Origin of the sequence: Aeromonas sp. 601039 (assembly GCF_049174415.1) — a bacterium.
In the GTDB taxonomy this organism is placed as follows: Bacteria; Pseudomonadota; Gammaproteobacteria; order Enterobacterales; family Aeromonadaceae; genus Aeromonas; species Aeromonas veronii_A.
Genome location: NZ_JAAKTL010000001.1, coordinates 346,275 through 369,461 on the forward strand (window position 1 = coordinate 346,275; position 23,187 = coordinate 369,461).

Annotated in this window: 19 protein-coding genes; 9 read left to right on the forward strand and 10 right to left on the reverse strand. The window is 60.7% G+C overall.

Annotation, left to right across the window (positions count from 1 at the left end; all coding sequences use genetic code 11):
• The first annotated feature begins 191 nt into the window (after nucleotides 1-191).
• From G5195_RS01530 to G5195_RS01540, 3 genes are all read left to right on the forward strand, one after another.
• Nucleotides 192-1,487 (forward strand): hypothetical protein, encoded by a 1,296-nt coding sequence (locus G5195_RS01530; RefSeq protein WP_421235759.1) that lies wholly within the window; start codon nucleotides 192-194, stop codon nucleotides 1,485-1,487.
• 192 nt (nucleotides 1,488-1,679) lie between these two features.
• Nucleotides 1,680-3,686 carry a methyl-accepting chemotaxis protein gene (locus G5195_RS01535; RefSeq protein ID WP_421235760.1) on the forward strand — a complete coding sequence of 669 codons (2,007 nt, stop codon included), beginning with the start codon at nucleotides 1,680-1,682 and terminating at the stop codon, nucleotides 3,684-3,686.
• Nucleotides 3,687-3,952: 266 nt separating this feature from the next.
• Complete coding sequence (locus tag G5195_RS01540; RefSeq protein WP_421235761.1) at nucleotides 3,953-4,246, forward strand: hypothetical protein; 294 nt, start codon at nucleotides 3,953-3,955, stop codon at nucleotides 4,244-4,246.
• Between the two features lie 74 nt (nucleotides 4,247-4,320).
• On the opposite strand, the gene G5195_RS01545 is transcribed toward G5195_RS01540, so the two are convergent.
• Complete coding sequence (locus G5195_RS01545; protein ID WP_005334402.1) at nucleotides 4,321-4,509, reverse strand: hypothetical protein; 189 nt, start codon at nucleotides 4,507-4,509, stop codon at nucleotides 4,321-4,323.
• Nucleotides 4,510-4,781: 272 nt separating this feature from the next.
• The gene (gene speA, locus G5195_RS01550) at nucleotides 4,782-6,683 is read right to left on the reverse strand and encodes a biosynthetic arginine decarboxylase (RefSeq protein ID WP_005344160.1); all 1,902 of its coding nucleotides are present in this window, start codon (nucleotides 6,681-6,683) and stop codon (nucleotides 4,782-4,784) included.
• Nucleotides 6,684-7,697: 1,014 nt separating this feature from the next.
• Here speA and pepT point away from each other — a divergent pair.
• Entirely contained in the window at nucleotides 7,698-8,921 is a 1,224-nt protein-coding gene (gene pepT, locus G5195_RS01555; RefSeq protein WP_421235762.1) for a peptidase T, read from the forward strand.
• Nucleotides 8,922-9,123: 202 nt separating this feature from the next.
• Nucleotides 9,124-10,833 carry a lysophospholipid acyltransferase family protein gene (locus G5195_RS01560; protein WP_421235763.1) on the forward strand — a complete coding sequence of 570 codons (1,710 nt, stop codon included), beginning with the start codon at nucleotides 9,124-9,126 and terminating at the stop codon, nucleotides 10,831-10,833.
• A gap of 114 nt (nucleotides 10,834-10,947) precedes the next feature.
• On the opposite strand, the gene G5195_RS01565 is transcribed toward G5195_RS01560, so the two are convergent.
• The 4 genes from G5195_RS01565 to G5195_RS01580 form a co-directional block, all read right to left on the reverse strand.
• Nucleotides 10,948-11,256 (reverse strand): SelT/SelW/SelH family protein, encoded by a 309-nt coding sequence (locus G5195_RS01565; RefSeq protein ID WP_216979195.1) that lies wholly within the window; start codon nucleotides 11,254-11,256, stop codon nucleotides 10,948-10,950.
• 77 nt (nucleotides 11,257-11,333) lie between these two features.
• Nucleotides 11,334-12,458, reverse strand: coding sequence for an adenosylhomocysteinase (locus G5195_RS01570; protein WP_421222125.1), 1,125 nt, complete (start codon nucleotides 12,456-12,458; stop codon nucleotides 11,334-11,336).
• A gap of 182 nt (nucleotides 12,459-12,640) precedes the next feature.
• Complete coding sequence (locus tag G5195_RS01575; RefSeq protein WP_201980853.1) at nucleotides 12,641-13,378, reverse strand: hypothetical protein; 738 nt, start codon at nucleotides 13,376-13,378, stop codon at nucleotides 12,641-12,643.
• Nucleotides 13,378-13,938 (reverse strand): YceI family protein, encoded by a 561-nt coding sequence (locus G5195_RS01580; protein ID WP_216951725.1) that lies wholly within the window; start codon nucleotides 13,936-13,938, stop codon nucleotides 13,378-13,380. Before G5195_RS01580 ends, G5195_RS01575 begins: the two co-directional genes overlap by 1 nt.
• A 109-nt stretch (nucleotides 13,939-14,047) precedes the next feature.
• On the opposite strand from G5195_RS01580, the gene G5195_RS01585 reads away from it, so the two are divergent.
• Entirely contained in the window at nucleotides 14,048-14,947 is a 900-nt protein-coding gene (locus G5195_RS01585) for a LysR family transcriptional regulator (protein ID WP_150997262.1), read from the forward strand.
• 45 nt (nucleotides 14,948-14,992) lie between these two features.
• Here G5195_RS01585 and G5195_RS01590 read toward each other — a convergent pair whose 3' ends face one another.
• Nucleotides 14,993-15,421, reverse strand: coding sequence for a hypothetical protein (locus G5195_RS01590; protein ID WP_421222122.1), 429 nt, complete (start codon nucleotides 15,419-15,421; stop codon nucleotides 14,993-14,995).
• 67 nt (nucleotides 15,422-15,488) lie between these two features.
• Here G5195_RS01590 and G5195_RS01595 point away from each other — a divergent pair, with 67 nt between their 5' ends.
• On the forward strand, nucleotides 15,489-17,219 hold the full coding sequence (locus G5195_RS01595) for a formate--tetrahydrofolate ligase (RefSeq protein WP_421222120.1): 1,731 nt from the start codon (nucleotides 15,489-15,491) through the stop codon (nucleotides 17,217-17,219).
• Between the two features lie 71 nt (nucleotides 17,220-17,290).
• On the opposite strand, the gene G5195_RS01600 is transcribed toward G5195_RS01595, so the two are convergent.
• Both G5195_RS01600 and folE read right to left on the reverse strand, forming a co-directional pair.
• A complete protein-coding gene (locus tag G5195_RS01600) occupies nucleotides 17,291-18,946 on the reverse strand; it encodes a methyl-accepting chemotaxis protein (protein WP_421235764.1) in 1,656 nt (551 codons plus the stop codon).
• Between the two features lie 411 nt (nucleotides 18,947-19,357).
• Nucleotides 19,358-20,014 (reverse strand): GTP cyclohydrolase I FolE, encoded by a 657-nt coding sequence (gene folE, locus G5195_RS01605; protein WP_005344140.1) that lies wholly within the window; start codon nucleotides 20,012-20,014, stop codon nucleotides 19,358-19,360.
• Nucleotides 20,015-20,321: 307 nt separating this feature from the next.
• Between folE and moeA the strand changes: the two genes are divergently transcribed.
• Nucleotides 20,322-21,548: a molybdopterin molybdotransferase MoeA gene (gene moeA / locus G5195_RS01610; protein ID WP_421222117.1), complete on the forward strand. Its 1,227-nt coding sequence runs from the start codon at nucleotides 20,322-20,324 to the stop codon at nucleotides 21,546-21,548.
• Entirely contained in the window at nucleotides 21,545-22,300 is a 756-nt protein-coding gene (gene moeB / locus G5195_RS01615) for a molybdopterin-synthase adenylyltransferase MoeB (protein ID WP_274160338.1), read from the forward strand. Before moeA ends, moeB begins: the two co-directional genes overlap by 4 nt.
• Nucleotides 22,301-22,369: 69 nt before the next feature.
• On the opposite strand, the gene G5195_RS01620 is transcribed toward moeB, so the two are convergent.
• On the reverse strand, nucleotides 22,370-23,146 hold the full coding sequence (locus tag G5195_RS01620) for an alpha/beta fold hydrolase (protein WP_421222115.1): 777 nt from the start codon (nucleotides 23,144-23,146) through the stop codon (nucleotides 22,370-22,372).
• Between the last annotated feature and the right edge of the window lie 41 nt (nucleotides 23,147-23,187).

Sequence of the window (23,187 nt, forward strand, 5' to 3'; positions counted from 1 at the left end):
ATTTGCTTTTTATTTTATCCATTCAACAAAAAGATACAAAAATGGCGTTTAAAGGCACCTTTCGGCCTCAATGTAAACCGTGATCACCATCCTGATTTGAACAAAAGTACTCTTATGGGCATTGTTTATGACAGTTTCATTCAACTATATTTGCGCCGCTTTCCCACATCCCTACAAAAAAGAAGGTTTTAATGGACGCGCATAGCACTACACTCGCCAGCCCCGTGATGGGCACGCTGGAATGGAAAGAAGCGGTTCGCTTCGACAGCACCGACTGGGGCTGGATCATCATGAGCATCGGCATGGCCATCGGCGCAGGGATCGTCTTCCTGCCGGTACAGGTGGGTCTGATGGGCTTGTGGGTCTTTCTGCTCTCGGCGGTGATCGGCTACCCCGCCATGTACATGTTCCAACGCCTCTTTATCAACACCCTGGCCACCTCGCCGGAGTGCAAGGATTACCCCAGCGTCATCACCGGCTACCTCGGCAAGAACTGGGGTGTACTGCTCGGCGCCCTCTACTTCGTGATGCTGGTGATCTGGGTCTTCGTCTACTCCACCGCCATCACCAATGACAGCGCCTCCTTCCTGCAGAGCTTCGGCGTCACCGACGGCCTGCTCTCGGAAAATCCCCTCTACGGTCTGGTGCTGATCTGTGGCTTGGTGGCACTGGCCTCGCGCGGCGAAAACCTGCTGTTCAAGATCTCCACCTTTATGGTGCTGACCAAGATCAGCGTGGTCGCAGTGCTCGGCCTTATGATGGTGGACAAGTGGGATGCGGCCAACATCACCGCCATGCCCGCCGCCGGTGACTGGATGAAGGATGCCATCATCATGCTGCCCTTTACCCTCACCTCCATCCTCTTTATCCAGAGCCTGAGTCCCATGGTGATCTCCTACCGCTCGCGGGAAAAGTCGCTGGAAGTGGCCCGCTACAAGGCGATGCGCGCCATGAATATCGCCTTCGGCATCCTGTTTGTGGTGGTGTTCTTCTACGCGGTCTCCTTCACTCTGGCCATGGGCCACGATCAGGCGGTCAAAGCCTCTGAAGAGAACATCTCCGCGCTGGCGATGGTAGCCCAGGGGATGCCCGGCCAGACCCTCAAGCTCCTGAGCCTCACCCTCAACATCTTCGCGGTGATGACCGCCTACTTCGGCGTCTATCTGGGCTTTCGTGAAGCCTGTCAGGGTCTGGCGATGAACCTGTTGCGCAGGGTGCTGCCGGAAAACCGCATCAACAAAGGATTGGTAGGCAAAGGCATCATGGTGTTTACCGTCATGCTCTCCTGGGGGGCCATCGTGCTCAACGCACCGGTACTGAGCTTCACCTCCATCTGCAGCCCCATCTTCGGCATGGTGGGTTGCCTCATCCCGGCCTATCTGGTCTATCAGGTACCGGCGCTGCACAAGTACAAGGGTACCTCCCTCTACATCATCATCGTCACTGGCCTACTGCTCTGTGTCTCGCCCTTCCTGGCGTTCAACTGATCGGTGTCCCCTTATCGACCGCGGGTCACCTTCGGGTGGCCCGTTTTCTATTGGCTCGGCTGACGGCGCCCCGCCCGGAAGTAAAAAGCCAAGGGGATCACAACTTGCAACCGGCCATCACCCAAGGGAGGCCGCTCGGAGTACTATTCAGGCAACACGACTCACGCCCGCACTCAGGTATCGAGGCTTAACATGAAATGGATTTTCAACCCCGCCATCCGGCTGGGCAATCAGCTCTCCTTCAAATACAAATTCCTGCTCTGGTCCTGCCTGATGCTGCTGCCACTGGCCTACAGCATGACCAATCTGCTGGGGCGGCTGCAAGATGACAACGTCCAGGCCAACCGCGAGCTGGCGGGAGTGGTCAATCTCACCCCCGTGCCCGCTATCGAGCAAGCCCTGCTCATCCATCGCAATCTGGTAACCCGTCACGCCTATGAAGCAGATCCGGTCGGTGATGATCAGGTCAAGGCAGCCGCACAAGCCGTTGATCAGAGCCTGCAAGCCTTTGCCGACACCCGCCAGAACAACCCCTCCTTTGAGGTGATCCAGCAGGGCTGGGCCGCCCTGCAGAGTGAAGCGGGCAAGCTGGAAGTGGAGCAGAGCAACCTGCGCCACGACAAGCTGCTGACCGAGGTGCGCCATCTCTACAAGCACATTACCGCCAGTAGCAGCCTGATCCAGGATCCGGCGCTCGGTACCTACTACATGGTGATCCTCGCCAGCGAGCGGTTGCCGCAGCTGCGCGACTTGCTGGCCCAAGTGCGGGATCGCGCCGCCACCATCGCCGATTTCGGCCTGTTTCAGGCAGAGGGCTACAGCGGCCTGCGTTTTCGTCTTGATCTTATCAGCGCCACCCTGCAAGAGCTGGAAGCAGACCTGACCCTGCTTTACCAGATTGAACCGGCCTACCGCGCCGAGCTGGGTCAGCAGACCGATGCTCTGATACAGCTGGTGCGTCAGGGGGTCGAGACCATGGAAAACAAGATGATGAAAGATCAGCTGGTGCAGCTCTCCACCAAGGAGGTGCAGGCACTGGGGGATAAGATGGACGAGGCTATCACCGCGCTGGCAGGCCAGGTACGCCAGCGGCTGGAGGCCGACCTGCATCAGCGGCTGACCGCCAACCAACGCCACTTCTGGTGGGTCACCGCGCCGCTGACCGCCAGCTTGCTGCTCTACCTCTACCTGATGATCGGCGCCTATCTATCCCTGCGCGACACCGTGGGTCGGGTGCGCGATATCGCCGCCCGGGTCAACGCCCAGGATCTCAGCCAGCATATCGAGATCGTTGGTCAGGACGAGCTGGCCGCCATCAGCCGGGATTACAACGTGACCCTGGAGACCCTGCGCACCCTGATGCTGCGAGTGCGTGAAAATGGTGTCACAGTAGTGGAGAGCGCCACCGAGATCGAAGCGCGCACCTGCCGCTCACAGGAGGTCATTGCCGATCAGCAAGGGGAGACCCATCAGGTCGCCACCGCCATCAAGGAGCTGGCTGCCACCTCACAAGACATGGCGGGCAACGCCCTGCAAGCGGCCCGCATGACCCAGGAGGCGCAGAACGTGGTCGGTCAGGGCGAGGATGTGGTGGAGCGCACCATCAAGGCCATCGATCATATCAACCGCGAGGTGCTGCGCACCGCCGACACCATAGGCCAACTGGAGCAGCAGTGCAGTCAGATTGGCGGCGTCATCAGCGTGATCCGTGGCATCGCCGAACAGACCAACCTGCTGGCCCTCAACGCCGCCATCGAAGCGGCCCGGGCCGGTGAGCAGGGTCGCGGCTTTGCGGTGGTGGCCGACGAGGTGCGGTCTCTTGCCAACCGCACCCAGGGGGCCACCGTCGAGATCCAGCAGATGATTGAACAGCTGCAATCCGGCGCCCGCGCCTCGGTCACCGCCATGTCGGCGGCCAGCCATGAAGCGCAGGAGGGGGTCGGGCTGGCGCAGGAGGCAAAACAGGCTTTCGGCGCCATCACCGAGAAGGTGGATCGAATGGTCGATACCAACGCCATCATCGCCAGCGCCATCGAGCAGCAGGGCGCCGTGGTCAACGAGATCGAACGCAACGTGGTGCGCATCTCCGATGGCAGTGACGAGGCGCTGCAAGTGGCCAACGCCGCCCGCGATGCCGCCCGCCAGATCCACCAGCTCACCGAACAGCTGCGCGCCATGGTACAGAGCTTCGTGCTGTAACAGAGCGCTGACAAGCCGGGCTCAACGTGAGCCCGGCATTATCCCGGTCTCGCCCCTGCCACAACATCTCGGTTGCTCGGATCATCCAGAAAATCTCTGCGACCCACTTGCCGGGCAGATGCCAACAAAGTAGTCTCGAACGAAAACAAAATGCGGCGTTCCCGACACGCACGGTCTGCGACGTCGAGGCAAGCAAGCCGCCTGCGAGCCACAGATTAAACACAGCGTCACGTCATTTATCACCCGCTTCAAGCGAGGATTTACCCATGGCCAGATACCAGTTTTTTACCATTCCGGCGTCCAATCGGCAGCAATACACCTTTATCGACATGGCATCACCGACTTTTCTGAGTGAAAAGGCGGCACTGCTGACCCAAGGATTCGAGGTGGAGGAGGACTTTATTGACGCGACCAGTCCACGGGAGGCCGTCGAGAAGTACCAATCCAATTTTCTCTACGTGGCGGATGAGATAGGCAAGTCTGATAGCAGCTATGCCGCAGCCGTCGCCATGCTGGAGATTGGCAAGGGGTTATTCGGTAATAAAACCCGCCTAGATTAGGTGCAGCGGTAAAGAGTGGTGGCCATCGTGGCAACGCGCCCGATGGCCATATGGCAAGACATCAATTCGGTAAGTCAGAAGCGCCCCAGCTGCTGGAGCATCTCGATCAGTTCCTCTTCGCTGCTCGGCTCATAGGCCAGCTGAAGGCTCGGCGCGGCGCCTCCCATCAGCATATAGACGTTGGTGCTGCAGTGGTCGTAGTGATACCACTTACCGTCGATACAGACGTCGGTATAGCATCTCGGGTCCCTTTTCAGTTCCATATGCACATCCTTTTGTTACATTCCATCAACATCACTCCTGACCGTAAAATAACCACCGAGGTTCACGCTTGATGCAGATCAAGGGAAACAGCTGAAAGGGACAGATATCTGCCAGATCTGTGGCATGCGGATGCCTTGAGCCCGCATCGGTTATCCGAATGAAGATGGGCCGAGTGCCCCGTCATATCGCCGGATGGCCCCCGGTAACAAAAACGGCGCCCGCAGGCGCCGTTTTTTCATTTTCCCTCAAAAGCGAGGGGCAAACAGAAGGCTTATTCGTCTTCCAGATAGGCGTAGCCTTGCAGGCCCAGCTCCAGCTCGTCGAGCAGGGCTTTGCGAGTGGCATCGTCCAGCGCCGGGTGAGCGGCGATCCGCTGGTAGTTTTCGCGGATCACGGACGGGTCGATGTTGACGTAACGCAGCAGCTGGTCGACGGTGTCGCCGCGCACCACGTTGCGAATGTCCATCTTGCCCTCTTCGTCCAGCCACACTTCCGCGCAGTGGGTGTCACCAAACAGGTTGTGCAGATCCCCCAGGATCTCCTGATAGGCACCGACCAGGAAGAAGCCGACGTGGCACTCTTCGTTCTCGCCGTAGACCGGCATCGGCAGGGTGCTCTCGACCCCCAGACCGTCGACATAGTGCTCGACCTGACCGTCGGAGTCACAGGTGATATCCATCAGGATACCGCGACGGCTAAGCGGACGATCGAGACCCGCCAGCGGCATCACCGGGAATACCTGACCGATACCCCAGGCATCCGGCAGGGACTGGAACAGAGAGAAGTTGGCAAAGCACTTGTCCGCAAGCTTTTCACTCAGTTCGTCAGCCAGCGCACGGTGGTTGCGGTTGACCGGGTTGAGCATCTCTTTGAGCGCCAGACAGGTGTTCTGGTGCAGCATCTCGGCCCAGGCACGCTGTTCAAGGTTCAAGAGGCCCATGGTGTACTGGGTATTCACGTCACCCAGATCGGCAACCGAGTCGTGGAAGATCTCCAGCAGGGAGGGATCTTCGCTGCGCAGATCCAGCCAGCCTTTCCACATGTTCTGCAGAATGGTCGGTGCATCTTCGTCCGGCGCGCTGATGTCGTTCATCTCCACCCCTTCGGCACCAATGATATTGGTGACCAGCACGGCGTGGTGGGCGGTCAGGGCACGGCCAGACTCGCTGATGATGGTCGGGTGCGGCAGATCGAACTCGCGGCAGACATCGCCGATGCCCCATACCACGTTGTTGGCGTACTCGGAGAGGCTGTAGTTGGCGGAGCAGTGGCTCTGGGAACGGGTTCCCTCGTAGTCCACCCCCAGGCCGCCACCGACGTCCACAACTTCGATGTTGGCACCGAGGCGACGCAGTTCAGCGTAGAAACGGCCGCACTCGCGTATGCCGCCCTGAATGTCGCGGATATTGGCGATCTGGGAGCCCAGATGGAAGTGCAGCAGTTGCAGGCAATCCAGCTTGCCCAGCCCGCGCAGACGTTCGATCAGCGCCAGGATCTGGGAGGCGGAGAGACCAAATTTGGACATGGAGCCACCGCTCGATTCCCACATGCCGGAGCCGGTGGAGGCGAGCTTGGCACGCACCCCGATGTTGGGCTTGATGTTGAGACGAGCTGACTCGTCCAGCACCATTTCCAGTTCGGAGGGCTTCTCCACCACGATGTAGACCTTGTGGCCCATCAGGTTGCCCAGGAGGGCGTGGCGGATATATTCGCGGTCTTTGTAACCGTTGCAGACGATCACCGAGCCTTGCTCATGGTGATGGGACAGCACGGCCAGCAGTTCCGGTTTGGAACCAGCTTCCAGGCCAAGCCGGGGCTTGTCGCTGTAGGACTGGCTGATGGTCTCGATGACACGACGCTGCTGGTTTACCTTGATCGGGTAAACGCAGAGGTAGTCCCCTTCATAGCCTGACTTCTCGATGGCCTGACCAAAGGCGTTGAACAGCGCATCGACCCGACTCTTGAGGATGTCGGGGAAGCGCAGCAACACGGGGGTGGTCAGCCCGGACTGACGCAACTGTTCGATGGCGTCAGAGAGCACAATATGCGCGTCAGGGCGTGATTTGTCGGGGGCGACGGTCACATGACCGGCGTCATTGATATTGAAAAAACCCGCACCCCAGTAGGGAACGTTGTAGACCTTCAAGGAGTCCTTGCTGGACCAGTTAGTCATGGGCTATGCCTCGCAAATGAGCGACCCAAAGTCGCCTTCGTTACCCTCAATCACATCCAGACCATCTAGTGCAGAGTACGGCGAGCGCTGCCATCACGAGACGCAGCCACCCAAACCAGCGCTTTGCACATCGCGGCAAGCCAGAGGCTGCCTGGTGGATCTTGGGGAAGTAACGAGTCTTGATGTGGGGCTGGTGGCTTTACATCAAGCTCAACGGTATGCGGTGCCACTATGCCGTGGCGCCGCGGTACTTTGATGACAGACGACATCAGCCACGCCGTCAGTTCATCATTCGGCAGCGATCCCGACAGAAGGAGAGGGTTCCAAGGAAGAGAAGCGAAGGCGCCAGCACGCATGCGTGTTGATAGACGACAACAACCACAGCCCACCTCATCGTCAGTGACCGCCCATGACAAGGGAAGATGATGAGCCGGTGGCCCACTCGGTCAAATGAAGGATGAGAGTCTGTTGTTCTCCCTGATACCGGAGCCTAACCGGTATTAAAGAAACCATTCCCCAGCAGTGTCTGTCGTTTCTGCGTGCCTCGCCCTATAGGCGTATGATCGGTCGGGTTTCTGGCGGCTCTGCCTGCTTCAGGGTTGCCCTTGGATCGGCGCGGAGTGTACACACTTACCGCGGGCAGTGACAATAAAAAATAGTGTTCAAAATCCCCTTTTAATAAGTCGATCAAATCTTGCTGGCGGGCAGGCGGGCTCTGGGATGGCGCAGGTTATGCGACAGCCCGGTTTCCCCTTGAAAAGTGTGTGAAAACGCCATGATTGGGCTGACGCCTTGCTGTGCGGTCGCTGAGGGGAATTTGGCCGCCACCGCCAGCGCCTAAATATCGCAATAAATGCCACATTTATGCGATCTCCCTCCCGGACGTTGCCCCGCGCGCCGCACATTCGCCGCTCTTCCCTTGCGTCAAAAAATGGGAAAAACCTGCGCTGACGCAATGAGTGCCCCGCACGGATTGGCCACAATGACCGCTCACAATCGGTTAGAGGCTGACTAATGGATACCCTGCTTGAGCGTTTTCTGCGTTACGTAACTTTTCATACCCGCTCCGATGAGACCAATCCAGCCTGCCCCAGCAGCGAAGGCCAGCTGATCTTTGCCCGTGCCCTGCAAGAAGAGATGAAGGCGCTGGGGCTGACCCAGGTCACTCTGGATGAGCACGGCTACCTCACCGGTTGCCTGCCAGGCAACCAGCCGGACGCCCCCGCCATCGGCCTGATTGCCCACATGGACACCGCCGACTACGAGGCGGAGCACGTAGTACCGCAAATCATCGAAAACTATCAGGGCGGCGACATCTGCCTTGGCAAGGGTGACGAGGTGCTCGCCATCCGTGACTACCGCTTCCTGAAAAACTATCTGGGTCAGGATCTCATCACCACCGACGGCACCACCCTGCTGGGCGCTGACGACAAGGCAGGCATTGCCGAAATCCTTACCGCCATCGACCACCTGCAGGCCCACCCCGAGATCCCACGTGGCGATATCTGGGTCGGCTTTACTCCGGATGAGGAGATCGGCCGCGGCGCCAACCTGTTCCCGCTGGAGAGATTCCCGGCCAAGTGGGCCTATACCGTGGATGGCGGCGAACTGGGCGAGCTGGAGTATGAAAACTTCAACGCTGCCAGCGCCACGGTGCGTTTTATCGGCAACAACGTCCACCCCGGCACCGCAAAGGGAAACATGATCAATAGCCAGACCCTGGCCGCCCGCTTCCACGCAGCCATGCCTGCCGAGCAGACCCCGGAGTGCACCGACGGGTATGAGGGCTTCTTCCATCTGGCCCAGATGAGCGGTACCGTGGAAGAGAGCACCCTGCACTACATCATCCGTGACTTCGACGACGAACATTTCGCCGCGCGCAAGGCCGAGATGCAGAGCCGGGTGGCCGCCCTGCAGGCCGAATATCCCAAGGCCCGCATCGAGCTGACCTTGACCGACAGCTATCGCAACATGCGCAGCCAGATTGAGCCGCACATGCATATCGTCAAGCTGGCCAAGGCCGCCATGGAGGCCGCCGACGTGGTGCCGAAGATCAAGCCCATTCGCGGCGGTACCGATGGCGCCCGCCTCTCCTTTATGGGTCTGCCCTGCCCCAACCTCTTCACCGGTGGCCACAACTTCCACGGCAAGCACGAGTTCATCCCGCTGCAATCCATGGAGAAATCGGTCGCCACCCTGGTGGAGCTGGTGCGCCTCACCGCAGCCTGGCGCGGCTAATCGATTACCATGACAACCAAGGGGGGAGCCGGTTAACCGGCGCCCCCCTTGCTATCTGGCCATCACCCATCAAGAAAGGGAAACCGGGGAGGGTCGCTCAGGAGCAACTGGCCGCCGCTGCCATCAAACTGTCATCCCGCTGACATGTCGCGGGAACAGTGTCACATCATGCTGGGAGCAACGGATCGCCGGAGCCCCCCAGATGTTCACTATCGATACCCTGCTGACCCAGCACTTCCCCCGCCTGCTTGGCTATCCCCTGCTTACCCCGTTGTTCAAGCGGCTGCTGGGCTGGCTGCTCAACGAGCAGGCTTTTGCCGCCTTTGCCTCCCGCTACCCGCACCTGCGCGGCCTCGACTTTGTCGAGCAGGCGCTGACCCAGCTCGATTTCGACTATCGGGTCAGCGAGGCGCAACTGGAGCATATTCCCGCCAGCGGCCGGGTCATTCTTGTCGCCAACCACCCCATCGGCTCGCTGGACGGACTGGCGCTGCTACAACTGCTCGGTCGCATTCGCCCCGATGTGAAGATCGTCGCCAACCAGCTGCTGGCCCAACTCGCGCCGCTGCGCCCTCTGCTATTGCCGGTAGACAATATGGAGGGCAAGACCGATCGACAGGCCATCCTCGCCATGAACGAACACCTCGCCCATGAAGGGGCACTGGTGATCTTCCCCGCAGGCGAAGTCTCGCGGCTTGGCCTCAAGGGGGTGAAAGATGGCCCCTGGCAGGCAGGCTTTATCAAGCTGGCCCAGCGCACCCGCACCCCGCTGGTGCCCATCCATCTGGGAGGGCGCAACAGCCTCTGGTTCTATCTCGCCTCCTGGCTCAACAAGCCCGCCTCCGCCCTATTGCTGGTGCGCCAGCTGTTTCGCCAGCAGGGGCAGACCCTGCCGGTGACCATAGGAGCGCGCATTCCGCTCGGCAGTTTTCAGGAGCTGCCCGCCAAGACGGCGGCGCGGCTGGTGCGCAACCACCTCTACCGGATTGGCCGTGGCAAGGCGGGACGGCTGCAGACCGAGGCCCCCATCGCCCTGCCGGGGGATCGCCGCCAACTCAAACAGGCCATCGAAAGCTGCGAACAGCTCGGCACCACCCCGGATGGTCAGGGGATCTACCTCTACCGCCGCCACGAACTGAGCCACTCGGTGATCCTGCGCGAGCTGGGGCGACTGCGGGAGATCGCCTTTCGCGCAGTGGGGGAAGGGTCTGGCAAGCGGCGGGATCTCGATGGTTTTGACAACGACTATCACCACCTGATCCTCTGGGATCCGGCCCGACTCGACATTATCGGCGCCTACCGCTTTGCCCCGGTGGCGGAGCTGCTGGCCAGCAAGGGGAAGGATGGCCTCTACAGCCACACCCTGTTCGGCTTTGAGGATAAGTTGCTGCCCCGGCTGGAGCAGGCTATCGAGCTTGGCCGCAGCTTTATCCAGCCCGCCTACTGGGGCAAGCGGGGGCTCGATTATCTCTGGTTCGGCATCGGTGCCTATCTGGCCCGCTATCCCCGCTACCGCTACCTGTTTGGCCCGGTGTCGCTCTCCGGCAGCCTGCCGCCGGCGGCCAAGGATCTGCTGGTGAGCTTCTACCGCCAGCACTTTGCCCCCGAGCTGGCGCTGGCCCCCTCCCGCCGTCCCTACCCCGAGACGCAGCCTCTGTTCGAAGGGGTGGATTACGGCGCCGATCTCAAAGCACTCAAGGCCCGTCTCGACAATCTGGGCTGCGCCATCCCCACCCTCTACAAGCAGTACTCCGAGCTGTGCGAGCCGGGCGGGGTGCAATTTATGGACTTTGGTATCGACCCCGACTTCAACCACTGCATCGATGGCCTGGTGTGGGTCGATGTGAGCCGCATCAAGCCCCACAAGCGGGCCCGCTATATCGGCAGTCATCTGGCCGAGCCGCGCTCATAGCCCTGCAGGCGCCAGGCAAACAGCCAAAGGCAAAAAAGGAGAGAGAGGCCATCGCCTCCCTCTCCTTTCGCTCTCATGCTCAGCACCTTTTCGAGGCGCTCGGCCCATCTGGCGTTACTCGGCCGCCTTGCGATCCGAGTGGCCGAGATCCCGCTCAGGGGCGATAACATCGCGCACCCGCTGCTTGATCTCCTTGGCCTCGGGGAAGCCGTCATCGACCACCCGATCCCACACCTGCACCCCGTTCACCAGAATGCGGAACTCCCCCTTGCAGGCCGGCACCAGCGCCACCTCCCCCAGATCGCTGTCAAAGGTGGAAAGCAGCTCCTGCGCCAGCCAGGCGGCGCGCAGCATCCAGCGACAGAGGGTGCAGTAGCGGATTTCGATGCGGGGTTTGCTGATCAGGGTTTCAGACTCGGTCATGAGTGACTCCATAAAAAAGCGGCCAATGGCGGGAAGTGGCGTACCGCCACCCAATGGCCAATCCCGGTTCGGTCAAATCAGTGCTGATCAACCCCATGAAAATCGGCCAGCCAATGGCGGGCAATGGTACGCATCGCCGATTCTGGCAGCTCGAACAGGCCGGGAGCAAGAGGGCCTGCCGCCAGCATCCGGATCCCTTCCATGATCTCCGCCAGCACCAGATAGACATATTCGCCAATCACGGCGCCATGGACGAAGTTGACCGCCTCACCCCGGTTGAGCAGGTAGATCTGGGTACCATCCGGCCGGTTGAGGGCCAGCACATGGGGGCACACCTCTTCGCTCGGCCACGGCAACTGGGCCAGCGAGAAGGCAAACTCGTCATCGGCCGAGGTGACCGAGGCGACCATGGTGCCGGGGCGCAGCGCCTGCAGATCCGCCAAATCCAGCGAGCCGTTGCCGGTAGAGCAGATCACCAGCTCGGCGCGGCTCAACGCCTCGGCCTTGGTGATCAAGCGAAAACCGTGAGAGAGCGCTTCGACCTGTCGCAGCACATCGGTCTCCACCAGCCCGAGATGGAGGTTGCGACAGCGCAGGTCGCGGGCGATGCTGCGCCCCACCTTGCCATAGCCAAACAGCACGGCTTCGCAGACGTTGAAAGTACGGTTGAGGTTACGAGCCAGCGACTCCGCGGAGTAGACCACGCTCAAACCAATCTGGATATCCTCGGCCTGCTTGAGGGGGCTGCGCGCCACCGACACCACCGGGGTCGCCAGCACCTCCTGCTCATAGCGTTGATGGCCGTTCTCGGTCATCTCCACCACCCCGAGGAAACGGGGCCCGAAGTATTCACTCAAGATCACCTGGGTTTTGGCAAAGTAACCGCCAATATCGAGGATCAGCAACCGCTCGTGGGGGGCCACCAGCGGCGCAATCTGCTGGATGATGCTGTCGGGATCATTGGTCCAGCGCCGGTTGAGGGGCAGCACCGGATAGTGTTGTGATACCCACTCCAGGGTCGGGCCATGTACCGATTTCGGTTTGGGTAAAATCGCGCCAATCCGCCCAATCTGACCGAGGGCATCGATAAAATGGGGGCGATCGGGAAGCAGGTGAGTGACCAGCAGAATGCAGAGACCGTCGATACGTCCCTGTCCGGTGAAATGGCGAAAAAACAGATGCTCAGATCCTTGACTGCGCAACTGTGGCCTCCTTATGTGCCGCAAAGCAGGCAAACAGAACCCGGCACGGCCGGGTTCTGTGTGTGTCCAAATAAAATGAAAATCCTTTTTATCTGAAACACATATGGGGCTCAATCATTATCTACCAAGAGTATGAGCGAGTATGCAAAAATGACTGTAATTGCCTGTTTTTCATGCAAAAATCAGTACAAAGAAGCAGCAGGCCAGACCCACCATAGGCTGAGCCCGGTTCCCGCGGCAGCGAGCAAGATCAACCCACCCCAACGCACTGGCCAGGGTTTGTCACGCAACGCCCACTCCAGCAGCGGCAGCAACCAGACCGGCAGCAACACCACCAGCGGCACCTCCACATATTGCCAGGCCAGCATCTGGACGAAGGCGAGGGCCAGCGCCAGACCGGCGGGTGCTACCTTGATGCCAACAAAGGTGGCAAGCAGGGCGCGAAAACCGGCAAAGGCTGCCAAGGCACCTGCCAGCTGGGCAATCAGCAGGCTGCCATCGATGCCGATCACCAGCGCCAGCCAGATAAAACCGAGGGCAAACCCGAGCCCCTCGCGGCTGTCACCGCGCAAGGTGCTCCAGCCAAACCAGAGGATGGCGGGCAGCAGTGCCAGCCAGATCCCGGGCTCGCTCGCCAGTACCGAGGCCAGCCCCTGCCACCACACCAGCGCACTGAACACCGCAAAGAGCAGCAGTGAACCGCGCAGATCGTTCACCTGAGCCGCAATGGCGGGCACCAGCAGGGTCAGCGGCAGCCACTGCCACGCCTTGGCCGGAATACCATAGAGACCGCCGAGCAATGAGCCCACCAGCCAGAGCGCCAGCGCGCCCCACAGATAACCCAGTCGCGGCCAGCGCCACGATAGCAAAGCGGCTCCCAGAGGAGCCGCCAGGGTTTGCAGCAGAAGTTCCGCGCCCATTACTTGCGCACGCCTTCGACAAACAGGTTGATGTTCATCTCGTCCGGAATGCCGGGCAGCATGTAGCTCACGCCAAAGTCACTGCGCTTGATGGTGGTGGAGGCGTTGAAGCCGCTGCGGTAGCCGCCCCAGGGATCCTTGCCCTCACCGATCTTGACCAGATCGAAGGCCACTTCCTTGGAGACACCGTGCAGAGTCAGGGTCCCTTTCAGCACGCCTTTATCCTTGGTGCCCTCGTAAGCGGAGCTGACGAAGGTCATCTTGGGATACTGCTTCACGTCGAGGAAGTCCGGACTGCGCAGGTGCTTGTCGCGGGCCTCGTGATTGGAGTCGACGCTGGCGGCATCCACTTCAAAGCTCGCCTTGGCGGCCGCCGGGTTGGCGTCATCCATGCTGAAGGTGCCGCTGAAGGTGTTGAAGCGACCCACCAGCTCGGAGAAGCCCAGGTGACCCACCTTGAACTGCACCGTGGTGTGCGCCGCATCCACATCGTAATCCGCCGCCATCAGAGGGGTAACCATAAACAGGCAGGAGGCCAGCAGAGCCTTGGTCATTTTCATCCGTTCTTTCCTTCATCTTGGGGTTCACATCAGTGGTTAAAATGCTAACCTCGTTCTGAAGATGAATAATCAGTGATTTATTAAATTCATTATTTACTGAGGATGGAAAATGGACCAGATCGCCGCCATGCGTACCTTTATCAAGGTGGTGGAGTGCCAGAGCTTTACCAAGGCCGCCAACCAGCTCGGCATCTCGGTCGCCATGGCCTCCAAGCTAATGCAGCAGCTGGAGGAGTCCCTCGCCACCCGGCTGCTGTCGCGCACCACCCGTCAGGTCAATCCCACCGAAGCGGGCCAGTTCTACTACCAGCGCTCCCTCGCCCTGCTGGCGGAGTTGGAAGAGACCCACAGCCAGCTGACCCACCACAACCAGCAGCCGAACGGTACCCTCAAGCTCTCGGTGCCGATGGATTTTGGCTATCTGCACCTCTCCCCCGCCCTGCCGCTGTTTCGCCAGCGCTTTCCCGACCTCAAACTCGATATCGAGTACAGCGACCGGCGGGTAGCACTGGTGGAAGAGGGGTTCGATCTGGCGCTGCGGATCGGCCACCTCAGCGACTCCTCGCTGGTGGCGCGCCAGCTTGCCACCATTCGGGTCGAGCTTTGCGCCAGCCCCGCCTATCTGGCACGCAAGGGCAGACCGGGAAAACCCGAGGATCTCAAGCAGCACGACTGTCTGATCTACACCCTGACCCAGCCGGAGTGGCACTTCAAACGGGGAAGCGAGCAGCAGAGCATCCGGCCACAGGGGCCGCTGCGGGCCAACAACGGGGTGGCGCTGACCCGCGCCGCTTGTGATGATCAGGGCATCATATTGCAGCCCACCTTTATCGTGGGGGAGGCCCTGCGGTCAGGGCAACTGGTCAGCCTGCTGCCAGAGTGGGACAAGGGAGAGGTGGGACTTTATGCGGTCTATCCGCACCGCCGCTTCGTCTCGGCCAAGGTGCGCTGCTTTATCGAGTTCGTGCAGGAGCGCTATCTCGCCCCGCAACAGTGGGATAAGCCGTGATGATTGCCAGAGCAGAGGATACGGCCTGCTGGTCCGGCTTGAAACCTAGCGCTGGCCAGGTGCGGCGGTGGATGCGGCAACAGGAGTGAGCTTGGCTAGCAGACGCTCCTGCTCGAGACTCAACTGCCAGCGTGGCAGTCGGGTGCGGATCACCGACAACTGCTGCTCACTGAGAGCATAGGGGAGCGCCACTTCAATCTCGGGGCAGTCAAACATGGTGGCCAGCTGCAGGATCAAAATGAGGTTTGCCTCGTCTGTCTTGTGCTTGTTGACCCGTTTGCGGATCTCGTGGCGCAGCTGGGTTTCGGGGTCCTGGGTCATCGCCTGCCAGCCGAAACCGAACAACGGCACCAGCGCGCTGACAATCCCCAGCGCCGTCATCGGCTGCTTGGGGGGATGATAGAGTGCGTTGAGATCCAGCAGAACAGGATTCTGACGAACCTCATCATCACCAAATAAAATCGTTTTCGTCATTGGATTACCCGTTATATTCCACTAGACTGCGCCGCATATTTTACCCCGATATGCCAACGAGGTGCTGATGCTAAGCGATATCGAGATCTCCCGCCAGTCCCCCCGTCTCTCAATCCACGCGCTGGCCGAACGCCTCGCCATCCCCCAGCACCTGCTCAGCCCTCATGGCCACTACAAAGGCAAGCTCAGCCTCGACCTGCTCAAGTCTCAGCCCAAGCAGAGCGGCAAGCTGGTACTAGTGAGCGCCATCACCCCGACCCCGCTCGGTGAAGGGAAAACGGTGACTACCCTTGGCCTCTCCATGGGGCTCAACCATATCGGCCAGCCCAGCATCGCCACTATCCGCCAGCCGAGCCTCGGGCCGGTATTCGGGGTCAAGGGAGGGGCCGCTGGTGGCGGCCACGCCCAGGTGGTGCCGATGGAGGAGATGAACCTCCACCTCACCGGCGATTTTCACGCCCTGACGGCGGCCCACAATCTGGCGGCGGCAGCCCTCGATGCCCGCCTGTTCCACGAACAGAAACTGGATGCCGAGTTCACCGCCAAAACCGGCCTGCCGCGGCTCGATATCGATGCCGATAACATTCTCTGGCCACGCACCCTCGACATGAATGACCGCGCCCTGCGCCACCTCACGATTGGACAGGGGGGCGCTGCCGATGGTGTAGAACGCAGCGATCGCTTCGTCATTACCGCCGCCTCCGAGCTGATGGCCATTCTGGCGCTGGCGAGCGATCTGAAAGACCTGCGCCAGCGCATCGGCCGCATCCAGCTGGCCCGCGATATTCACGGCAAGCCCATTACCGCCGAACAGTTGGAAGTAGCGGGCGCCATGACGGTGCTGCTGAAAGATGCGCTGCAACCGACCCTGATGCAGACCACCGAGCAGACACCAGTGCTGGTACACGCCGGCCCCTTTGCCAACATCGCCCACGGCAACTCCTCGGTGATCGCCGATCGCATCGCTCTTGGCCTGACCGACTATGTAGTAACCGAAGCAGGTTTTGGCTCCGACATGGGGCTTGAGAAATTCTTCAACATCAAGAGCCGCCAATCCGGTATTACCCCCGCCTGCGTGGTGCTGGTAGCCACGGTGCGCGGTCTCAAGGCCAACAGCGGTCTGCTCGATATCCGTCCGGGCCAGCCGCTACCAGCCAGCCTGCAGGGGGAAGATCTGCCGACCCTCAAGCAGGGCTGCGCCAACCTCGCCTGGCATATCCGGAACGCCCGCCGCTACGGGGTGCCGGTGGTGGTCGCCATCAACCGCTTCCCCACCGACAGCGAGGCCGAACTGGCGCTGCTGGCCCATGAAGCGCAGCAAGCCGGTGCCTGTGGCGCGGCCATCTCCAACGCCTTCACCCAAGGTGGTGCCGGTGCCAGCGAGCTGGCCCGCGCCGTGGTCACCGCCTGCGAGCAACCAGGTAAGGTGAAACTGCTCTACCCCGACGAGGCGAGCCTCGACGCCAAGCTGGCGACCCTGGTGGAGTGCGGCTACGGCGGTCGCGGGGTGCAGATCTCCGATAAAGCCCGCCAGCAGCTGGCCCAACTCTCCGCCGAAGGGTGGGATCACTTGCCCATCTGCGTAGCCAAGACGCCGCTCTCCATCAGCCACGACCCAGCCCTCAAAGGGGTACCGACCGATTTCGAGGTGCCCATCGACGAGCTGAAGCTCTGCGCCGGTGCCGGGTTCGTCTATGCGCTGGCGGGCCCCATCATGACCATGCCGGGGCTGGGCAGTCTGCCTGCCTATCGCCATATCGATATCGATGAGAACGGCGAGATAGTCGGCCTGAGCTGAGCCCTTCCACAACGCCAGAAACAACAAGGCCCCGCCAATTGCGGGGCCTTCTGTTATCCATGCATCAACCCTTAGAGGGTGAAGCGCTGGGTCATATGGTGCAGGGTGTTGGCCAGCTTGCTCAGCTCGACGCAAGCCTGGGCGATCTGATGAGCGCCCTGGGCATTCTCGTCAGCGGCATTGTGAATGTTGACGATGCTGCGGTTGAGCTCTTCGGTCACCGCGTTCTGCTCTTCGGTGGCGGTGGCGATCAGAGTGTTCATGTCGGTGATGCGCACCACGGCACCGTTGATGGTCTCGATACTGGTACCGGCATCCCGCGCCAGACCGACACTCTCCTGCATCTGGTGACGACTCAGCTGCATGGCGTTGCCCGCCTCAGCGGCGCGACTCTGCAACAGCTCGATCATCTTGCTGATCTCGGCGGTGGAGTCCTGGGTACGCTGGGCCAATGAACGCACTTCATCCGCAACGACCGCAAAACCACGACCCTGCTCACCGGCACGGGCCGCTTCGATGGCAGCGTTAAGGGCCAGCAGGTTGGTCTGACCGGCGATATCGCGGATCACATCCAGTACCACGCTGATGTTGGCGCTGTCGGCCTCCAGCTGCTGCACCACTGTGCCCGCCTGTTCAATCTTGACCGACACCTCTTCGATGCTGGTAATCGAGCTGCGCACCACTTCGCTGCCGGCAGCAGAGGTGCGGGAGGCATCCTTGGCGGCGCTCATGGCATCCGTGGTGTTGCGGGCCACTTCGTTGACGGTGGACTGCATCTCGTTCATGGCGGTCGCCACCTGGGAGACTTCGTTCTGCTGGATAGCCATGCCGCTGGCGGACTGGCTGGAGATGGCGCTCACCTCCTCCACTGCGCTGCTGAGTTGGCTCACGGAGCCGGCGATCTCGCTCACCAGATCGGAGAGGGAGCCCTGCATCCGGTTGATGGCGGAGCCCAGCTGACCCAGTTCATCGCGGTTGAAGCGGCTGTCACGGATCCACTGCTGCAGTTCGCCCTGACCCAGATCGCCATTGGCAATACGCTGGGCCTGACGGGCCAGCATGATCAGCGGGTCGCGGATCTGGCGGGTCAGTACCACGGAGAGCACCACCACAAGGATCAGACCAATCACCAGCGCGATGGTGACACTCAGATTGGCGGATTGATAAGAGTCGACAATGTCACTGCGGGATTCAGACGCATAACCATGGTTAATCTGGATCAGGGAGGCCACTGACTTGCTCAGCGCGGTGTAAAGGGGAACCCCCTCCTCAAGGAAGATGCGTTGGGCTTCGGCAAGCTGATCGCTGTCTTGCAGCTGTGTGACTCGCTGGTGCAGGGCGACGTAACGATCCCAGTCAGATTTCACCGTATCGAAGGTACGGCGCTCCGCCACATCCTCAGGCCAGATCGTCTTGTCATGGGCAATCAGCTGCTGCGCGATCGAGTTAAGCTGTTGACTGGCAATATTCCGATATTCAGCCCTTTTCAGCGGCTCGGCGGCCACCACGAAATAACCCAGCTCATAACGACGCAACTCACCGAGAGAATCCCCGATCGCGCTGGTGCGATTGACCGCTGGCAAGATGCTGTCGGTAAACCGGATGGCAACATCATTCATGTTGCCAAACTGGACAAGGGCAAAACCGCCGATAAAGGCGACCATCAAACCGAGCACGGCAAAGCCGGCGGTGAGTTTTTTACCTATGGTCATGGTACTGGTATTCATGGGATATCCTGGTGGTCGTTAAATTCGTAGCACTCGTCCGGTTCACGCCCTCCTGACATGAACTATCTGGCCACCTGTTCAGTGGCGCACCATCCAACCTTGATGAATATCTCTGAATTCCATGAGGGGCAGCGAGAGCCGTGAGGGGGCGCTAGAGTAACCGGATCGTGGCGGTTCGGAAAGAGTCTGTCCGGTTACTTTTTGTAAGGTGAAAGCGAGGTTTTTTTCGTGTTCGATTAAATATATCGCTCAGATGAATAAATCGAAAAAATGCATAACGTTTGCATAGGGCAAGCCACGCGGGCCAAGCAGTGGCAGACCGCCACTCTCATCCTGAACCAATGAAAAACGCCAGCAATGGCAGCTGGCGTCTCGTTTATTCAGCATGGCGGTTACAAAACAACCGCCATCTTATCCGCGCAGGCCACCGAGAAATTCGGCCCGGGTATCGGGCTGGGTCTTGAACACCCCGCCGAGGGAGGTGGTGGTGGTGTAGGAGGTGGAGTCCATCACCCCCCGCGCCTTGACGCAGTAGTGGGTCGCCTTGATGCTGATAGCCACGTCCTTGGTACCGAGCAGGGTCTGCAGCGCCAGCAGGATCTGCTGGGTCAGCCGCTCCTGCACCTGGGGACGACGGGCGAAGAACTGCACGATGCGGTTGATTTTCGACAGGCCAATCACCTTGCCGCGAGGGATATAGGCCACATGGGCCATGCCATCGATGGTGACGAAGTGGTGTTCGCAGGTGCTGGTGAGGCTGATGTCCCGCACCATGATCATCTCGTCCACCTGCATCTTGTTCTCGATCACCGTCACCTTGGGGAAGGTGGAATAATCGAGGCCGGAGAAGATCTCGTTGACGTACATCTTGGCGATGCGGTGCGGTGTCTCGGCCAGACTGTCATCGGCCAAATCCAGCCCCAGTGTCTCCATGATGGAGCGCATATGGCCTTCGATCTTCTCCCGCTTCTGCTGACTGTTCAGCTCGTTGGCAACCAGGGGGGTTTCCAGTCCCTGGGCTTCGAGGGCAGCCCTGACCAGCAAGGCTTCCGGACTTAAGGTTGTCATTGTCTTTTCTCCCACGCTCAGGGACTGAGGGCTGCTCAAGGAGCATCCCCCTATGTTATGGCGGCGCACAGGGCCGACGGTATCGCTGTAATGGTAGCCACACAGGATGTGACGGCCATCTGTTATGGCGGCATAGTAAACGGCCATTGCCGCCAAGATTCAAGTCAACTTGTGCGTCACCTCATACTTTATGGCCATCTACCCCCGTTTTTGCGCCGATTACCCCGAGATTCCCTCGAGATAACCTGCCCATCCCCGGGGAATTTTGTGATAATCCCGCCTTCAATCATAGAAAGAGGTCATGACGATGGGATTTGATACCAGCGGACTACTCCCCTTAAGCGATGCCCTGCAAGGGATGCTGGAACAACTTGCCTGCTGCTGCGACACCGAGCAGTTGCCCCTGCCTGATGCCCTTGGCCGGGTACTGGCCTGTGATATCGCCTCCCCACTCGCCGTGCCCCCCTTCGACAACTCTGCCATGGACGGTTATGCCGTACGCCTTGCGGATCTCGCCAGCGGCACCCCGCTCATCATGGCGGGCAAAGCGTTTGCCGGTCAGCCCTATCAGGGTGAATGGCCCGCTGGCCACTGCGTGCGTATCATGACAGGTGCTCCGGTACCGGCTGGTACGGATGCAGTGGTGATGCAGGAAGAAACGCAGGCCGACGGCGATCGGATCACTTTTCTGGCACAACCCGAACCGGGCCAGAATATCCGCCGCGCCGGCAGCGATATCGGCAAGGACGCCTGCGTGCTGCCAGCCGGTACTCGCCTCACCCCGCGCGAAATGCCACTGCTGGCCTCCCTCGGCGTGGCTACCGTCACGGTGCGTCGCCCGCTGAAAGTGGCCATCTTCAGCACCGGTGATGAGCTCAAACCGGTTGGTACCCCGCTCGCCCACGGCGATATCTATGACTCCAACCGCTATGGCGTACGGGCCATGCTGGCGCGCATGGGCTGCGACTGCCTCGACCTTGGCATCATCCCGGACGATCCCGCCCAGCTGCGCGCCGCCTTTATCCGCGCCGACGAAGAGGCCGATGTACTCATCACCACCGGCGGCGTCTCGGTGGGGGAAGCGGACTTCACCAAACAACTGCTGGACGAGCTCGGCGAGATTGGCTTCTGGAAGCTGGCCATCAAGCCGGGCAAGCCGTTTGCTTTTGGCCGTCTGCCCCGCGCCTGGTTCTTCGGCCTGCCGGGCAACCCCGTCTCCGCCATGGTCACCTTCGATCAGCTGGTGCAACCGGCGCTGGCCAAGCTGGCGGGCCAGCACTTCGAGCGCCCGCTCCAGCTGCAAGCCATTGCGGCCGAGCCACTCAAAAAGAGCCCGGGCCGACTCGACTTCCAGCGCGGCATCCTGAGTCAGGGACCGAACGGCATCGAGGTGCGCAGCACCGGCTCGCAGGACTCCGCCGTGTTCAGCTCCCTGTCGCAAGCCAACTGCTACATAGTTCTTGAACGGGAACGGGGCCGCGTCGCCGTGGGCGAGACGGTCACCGTGGAGCCATTCGGGGGATTGCTGCTGTGAGCGAGATCCTGAGCGACGCCGAACTGCTGCGCTACAACCGCCAGATCATCCTCAAGTCCTTCGATTTCGAGGGGCAGGAGGCGCTCAAGCAGGCCAGGGTGCTGGTGATCGGCGCCGGTGGCCTTGGTTGCGCCGCCAGCCAGTATCTGGCGGTGGCCGGGGTTGGCCAACTCACCTTGGTCGATTTCGACAAGGTGGAGCTCTCCAACCTGCAGCGTCAGGTGCTGCACAACGATGAGCGCATCGGTCACTACAAAGTAGACTCTGCCGCCCAGTCGCTGCGCGCGCTCAATCCCTGGCTCAAGGTGGAGACCCACGCGGCCGTGGCCGACGAGGCGCTGCTCGATACCCTGTTGCCCCAACACCAGCTGGTATTGGATTGCACTGACAACCTGGCCATTCGCGACCTGCTCAACCAAAAGGCACGCCAGCACAAGGTGCAGCTGGTCAGCGGCGCCGCCATCCGGCTGGAGGGGCAGCTCTGCAGCTTCACCTGGCAGGAAGATGAACCCTGCTACGCCTGCCTCAGCGCCCTGTTTGGCGAGCAGGCCCTCACCTGCGTCGAAGCCGGTGTACTCGCCCCCGTGGTGGGTCTGGTGGGCAGCCTGCAAGCACTGGAAGCTATCAAGCTCTTGGCAGGCATGGGCAAAAGCTACAGCGGCCGCCTGCTGATGATCGACGGCCTGAGCGGCACCTTCCGCGAGATGAAGCTGCCCAAGCGCCCCGACTGCCCCGTCTGCTCCCATCCTTGACGCAAACTGATCAAAAAAGCCGAACCCTGTGGTTCGGCTTTTTGGTACCTGCACCTAACAACCCCTTCCTCAATGGGTCGTGAGGATCCGTTGCAACAGGTGATTAAAGCCCGAGGGGTCTTCCGCAGGCCAGGCGTGGTGGCCGTTGGGGGTGTGGATGGTGGCGTTGGGCAAGGCGGCAAACTGCTCTACCCGTTTGGCCAGCGGCAGGTAGTCATGACTGGTGGAGATGATGGCCACCGGCTGCCAGATGGCGCCGAGCCGGGCGCGTACCGACCAGCCGGGTAGCGCCTCCAGCAGCGCCTTGTAAACCTTCTTTTTGTTGCGCACGAAACGCAGCCGGAAGGTGTGGCGCACCTGCGCCAGATCCGGGCCCGGGAAGAGCTCGCGTCCCAGCCACCAAGCGAGCGGACGCATGCCAAACCAGCGCAGCCACTTGAGGCGCTGGGCGTAACGCTCCTGCTCTTTGGGGCTCTCCAGCAGAAACTCGCTAAAACCGTTGACCAGCACCAGCCCCTGCACCTTGTGCGGCAGTTGCAGCGCCAGCTCCAGCGCTACCATGGCACCCAGCGACAATCCCACGACCCAGGCGGGTTCCGGCTGTGCATCGAGCCAGTTCACCACATCGGCTGCCAAAGTCGCCACATCGAACGGCCCCTCCTGCATGCTCTGGCCGTGGCCGCGCAAGTCCAGCGCCACCACCCGGTAGTGTTCGGAAAACCGTTCGATCTGCGCCTGCCAGTCGAGGCTGGAGGAGCCCAGCCCATGCAGTAGCAACAGCAAGGGGCCCTCCCCCGCGCTGCGCAGGGCAAGACCGTTGAATTTCATCACCTGATTGCGGCGCATCAGTGTATTGCCTCTCGACTCATCACCTGAACCATCTCTTG

Coding starts and splice junctions, on each gene's coding strand:
- G5195_RS01600 (WP_421235764.1), bottom strand. CDS start 18,946: ATGAATACCAGTACCATGACCATAGGTAAAAAACTCACCGCCGGCTTT.
- G5195_RS01590 (WP_421222122.1), bottom strand. CDS start 15,421: ATGACGAAAACGATTTTATTTGGTGATGATGAGGTTCGTCAGAATCCT.
- G5195_RS01595 (WP_421222120.1), top strand. CDS start 15,489: ATGCTAAGCGATATCGAGATCTCCCGCCAGTCCCCCCGTCTCTCAATC.
- moeA (WP_421222117.1), top strand. CDS start 20,322: ATGGGATTTGATACCAGCGGACTACTCCCCTTAAGCGATGCCCTGCAA.
- pepT (WP_421235762.1), top strand. CDS start 7,698: ATGGATACCCTGCTTGAGCGTTTTCTGCGTTACGTAACTTTTCATACC.
- G5195_RS01565 (WP_216979195.1), bottom strand. CDS start 11,256: ATGACCGAGTCTGAAACCCTGATCAGCAAACCCCGCATCGAAATCCGC.
- G5195_RS01540 (WP_421235761.1), top strand. CDS start 3,953: ATGGCCAGATACCAGTTTTTTACCATTCCGGCGTCCAATCGGCAGCAA.
- G5195_RS01530 (WP_421235759.1), top strand. CDS start 192: ATGGACGCGCATAGCACTACACTCGCCAGCCCCGTGATGGGCACGCTG.
- G5195_RS01580 (WP_216951725.1), bottom strand. CDS start 13,938: ATGAAAATGACCAAGGCTCTGCTGGCCTCCTGCCTGTTTATGGTTACC.
- G5195_RS01560 (WP_421235763.1), top strand. CDS start 9,124: ATGTTCACTATCGATACCCTGCTGACCCAGCACTTCCCCCGCCTGCTT.
- G5195_RS01535 (WP_421235760.1), top strand. CDS start 1,680: ATGAAATGGATTTTCAACCCCGCCATCCGGCTGGGCAATCAGCTCTCC.
- G5195_RS01620 (WP_421222115.1), bottom strand. CDS start 23,146: ATGCGCCGCAATCAGGTGATGAAATTCAACGGTCTTGCCCTGCGCAGC.
- G5195_RS01545 (WP_005334402.1), bottom strand. CDS start 4,509: ATGGAACTGAAAAGGGACCCGAGATGCTATACCGACGTCTGTATCGAC.
- G5195_RS01585 (WP_150997262.1), top strand. CDS start 14,048: ATGGACCAGATCGCCGCCATGCGTACCTTTATCAAGGTGGTGGAGTGC.
- G5195_RS01575 (WP_201980853.1), bottom strand. CDS start 13,378: ATGGGCGCGGAACTTCTGCTGCAAACCCTGGCGGCTCCTCTGGGAGCC.
- speA (WP_005344160.1), bottom strand. CDS start 6,683: ATGACTAACTGGTCCAGCAAGGACTCCTTGAAGGTCTACAACGTTCCC.
- folE (WP_005344140.1), bottom strand. CDS start 20,014: ATGACAACCTTAAGTCCGGAAGCCTTGCTGGTCAGGGCTGCCCTCGAA.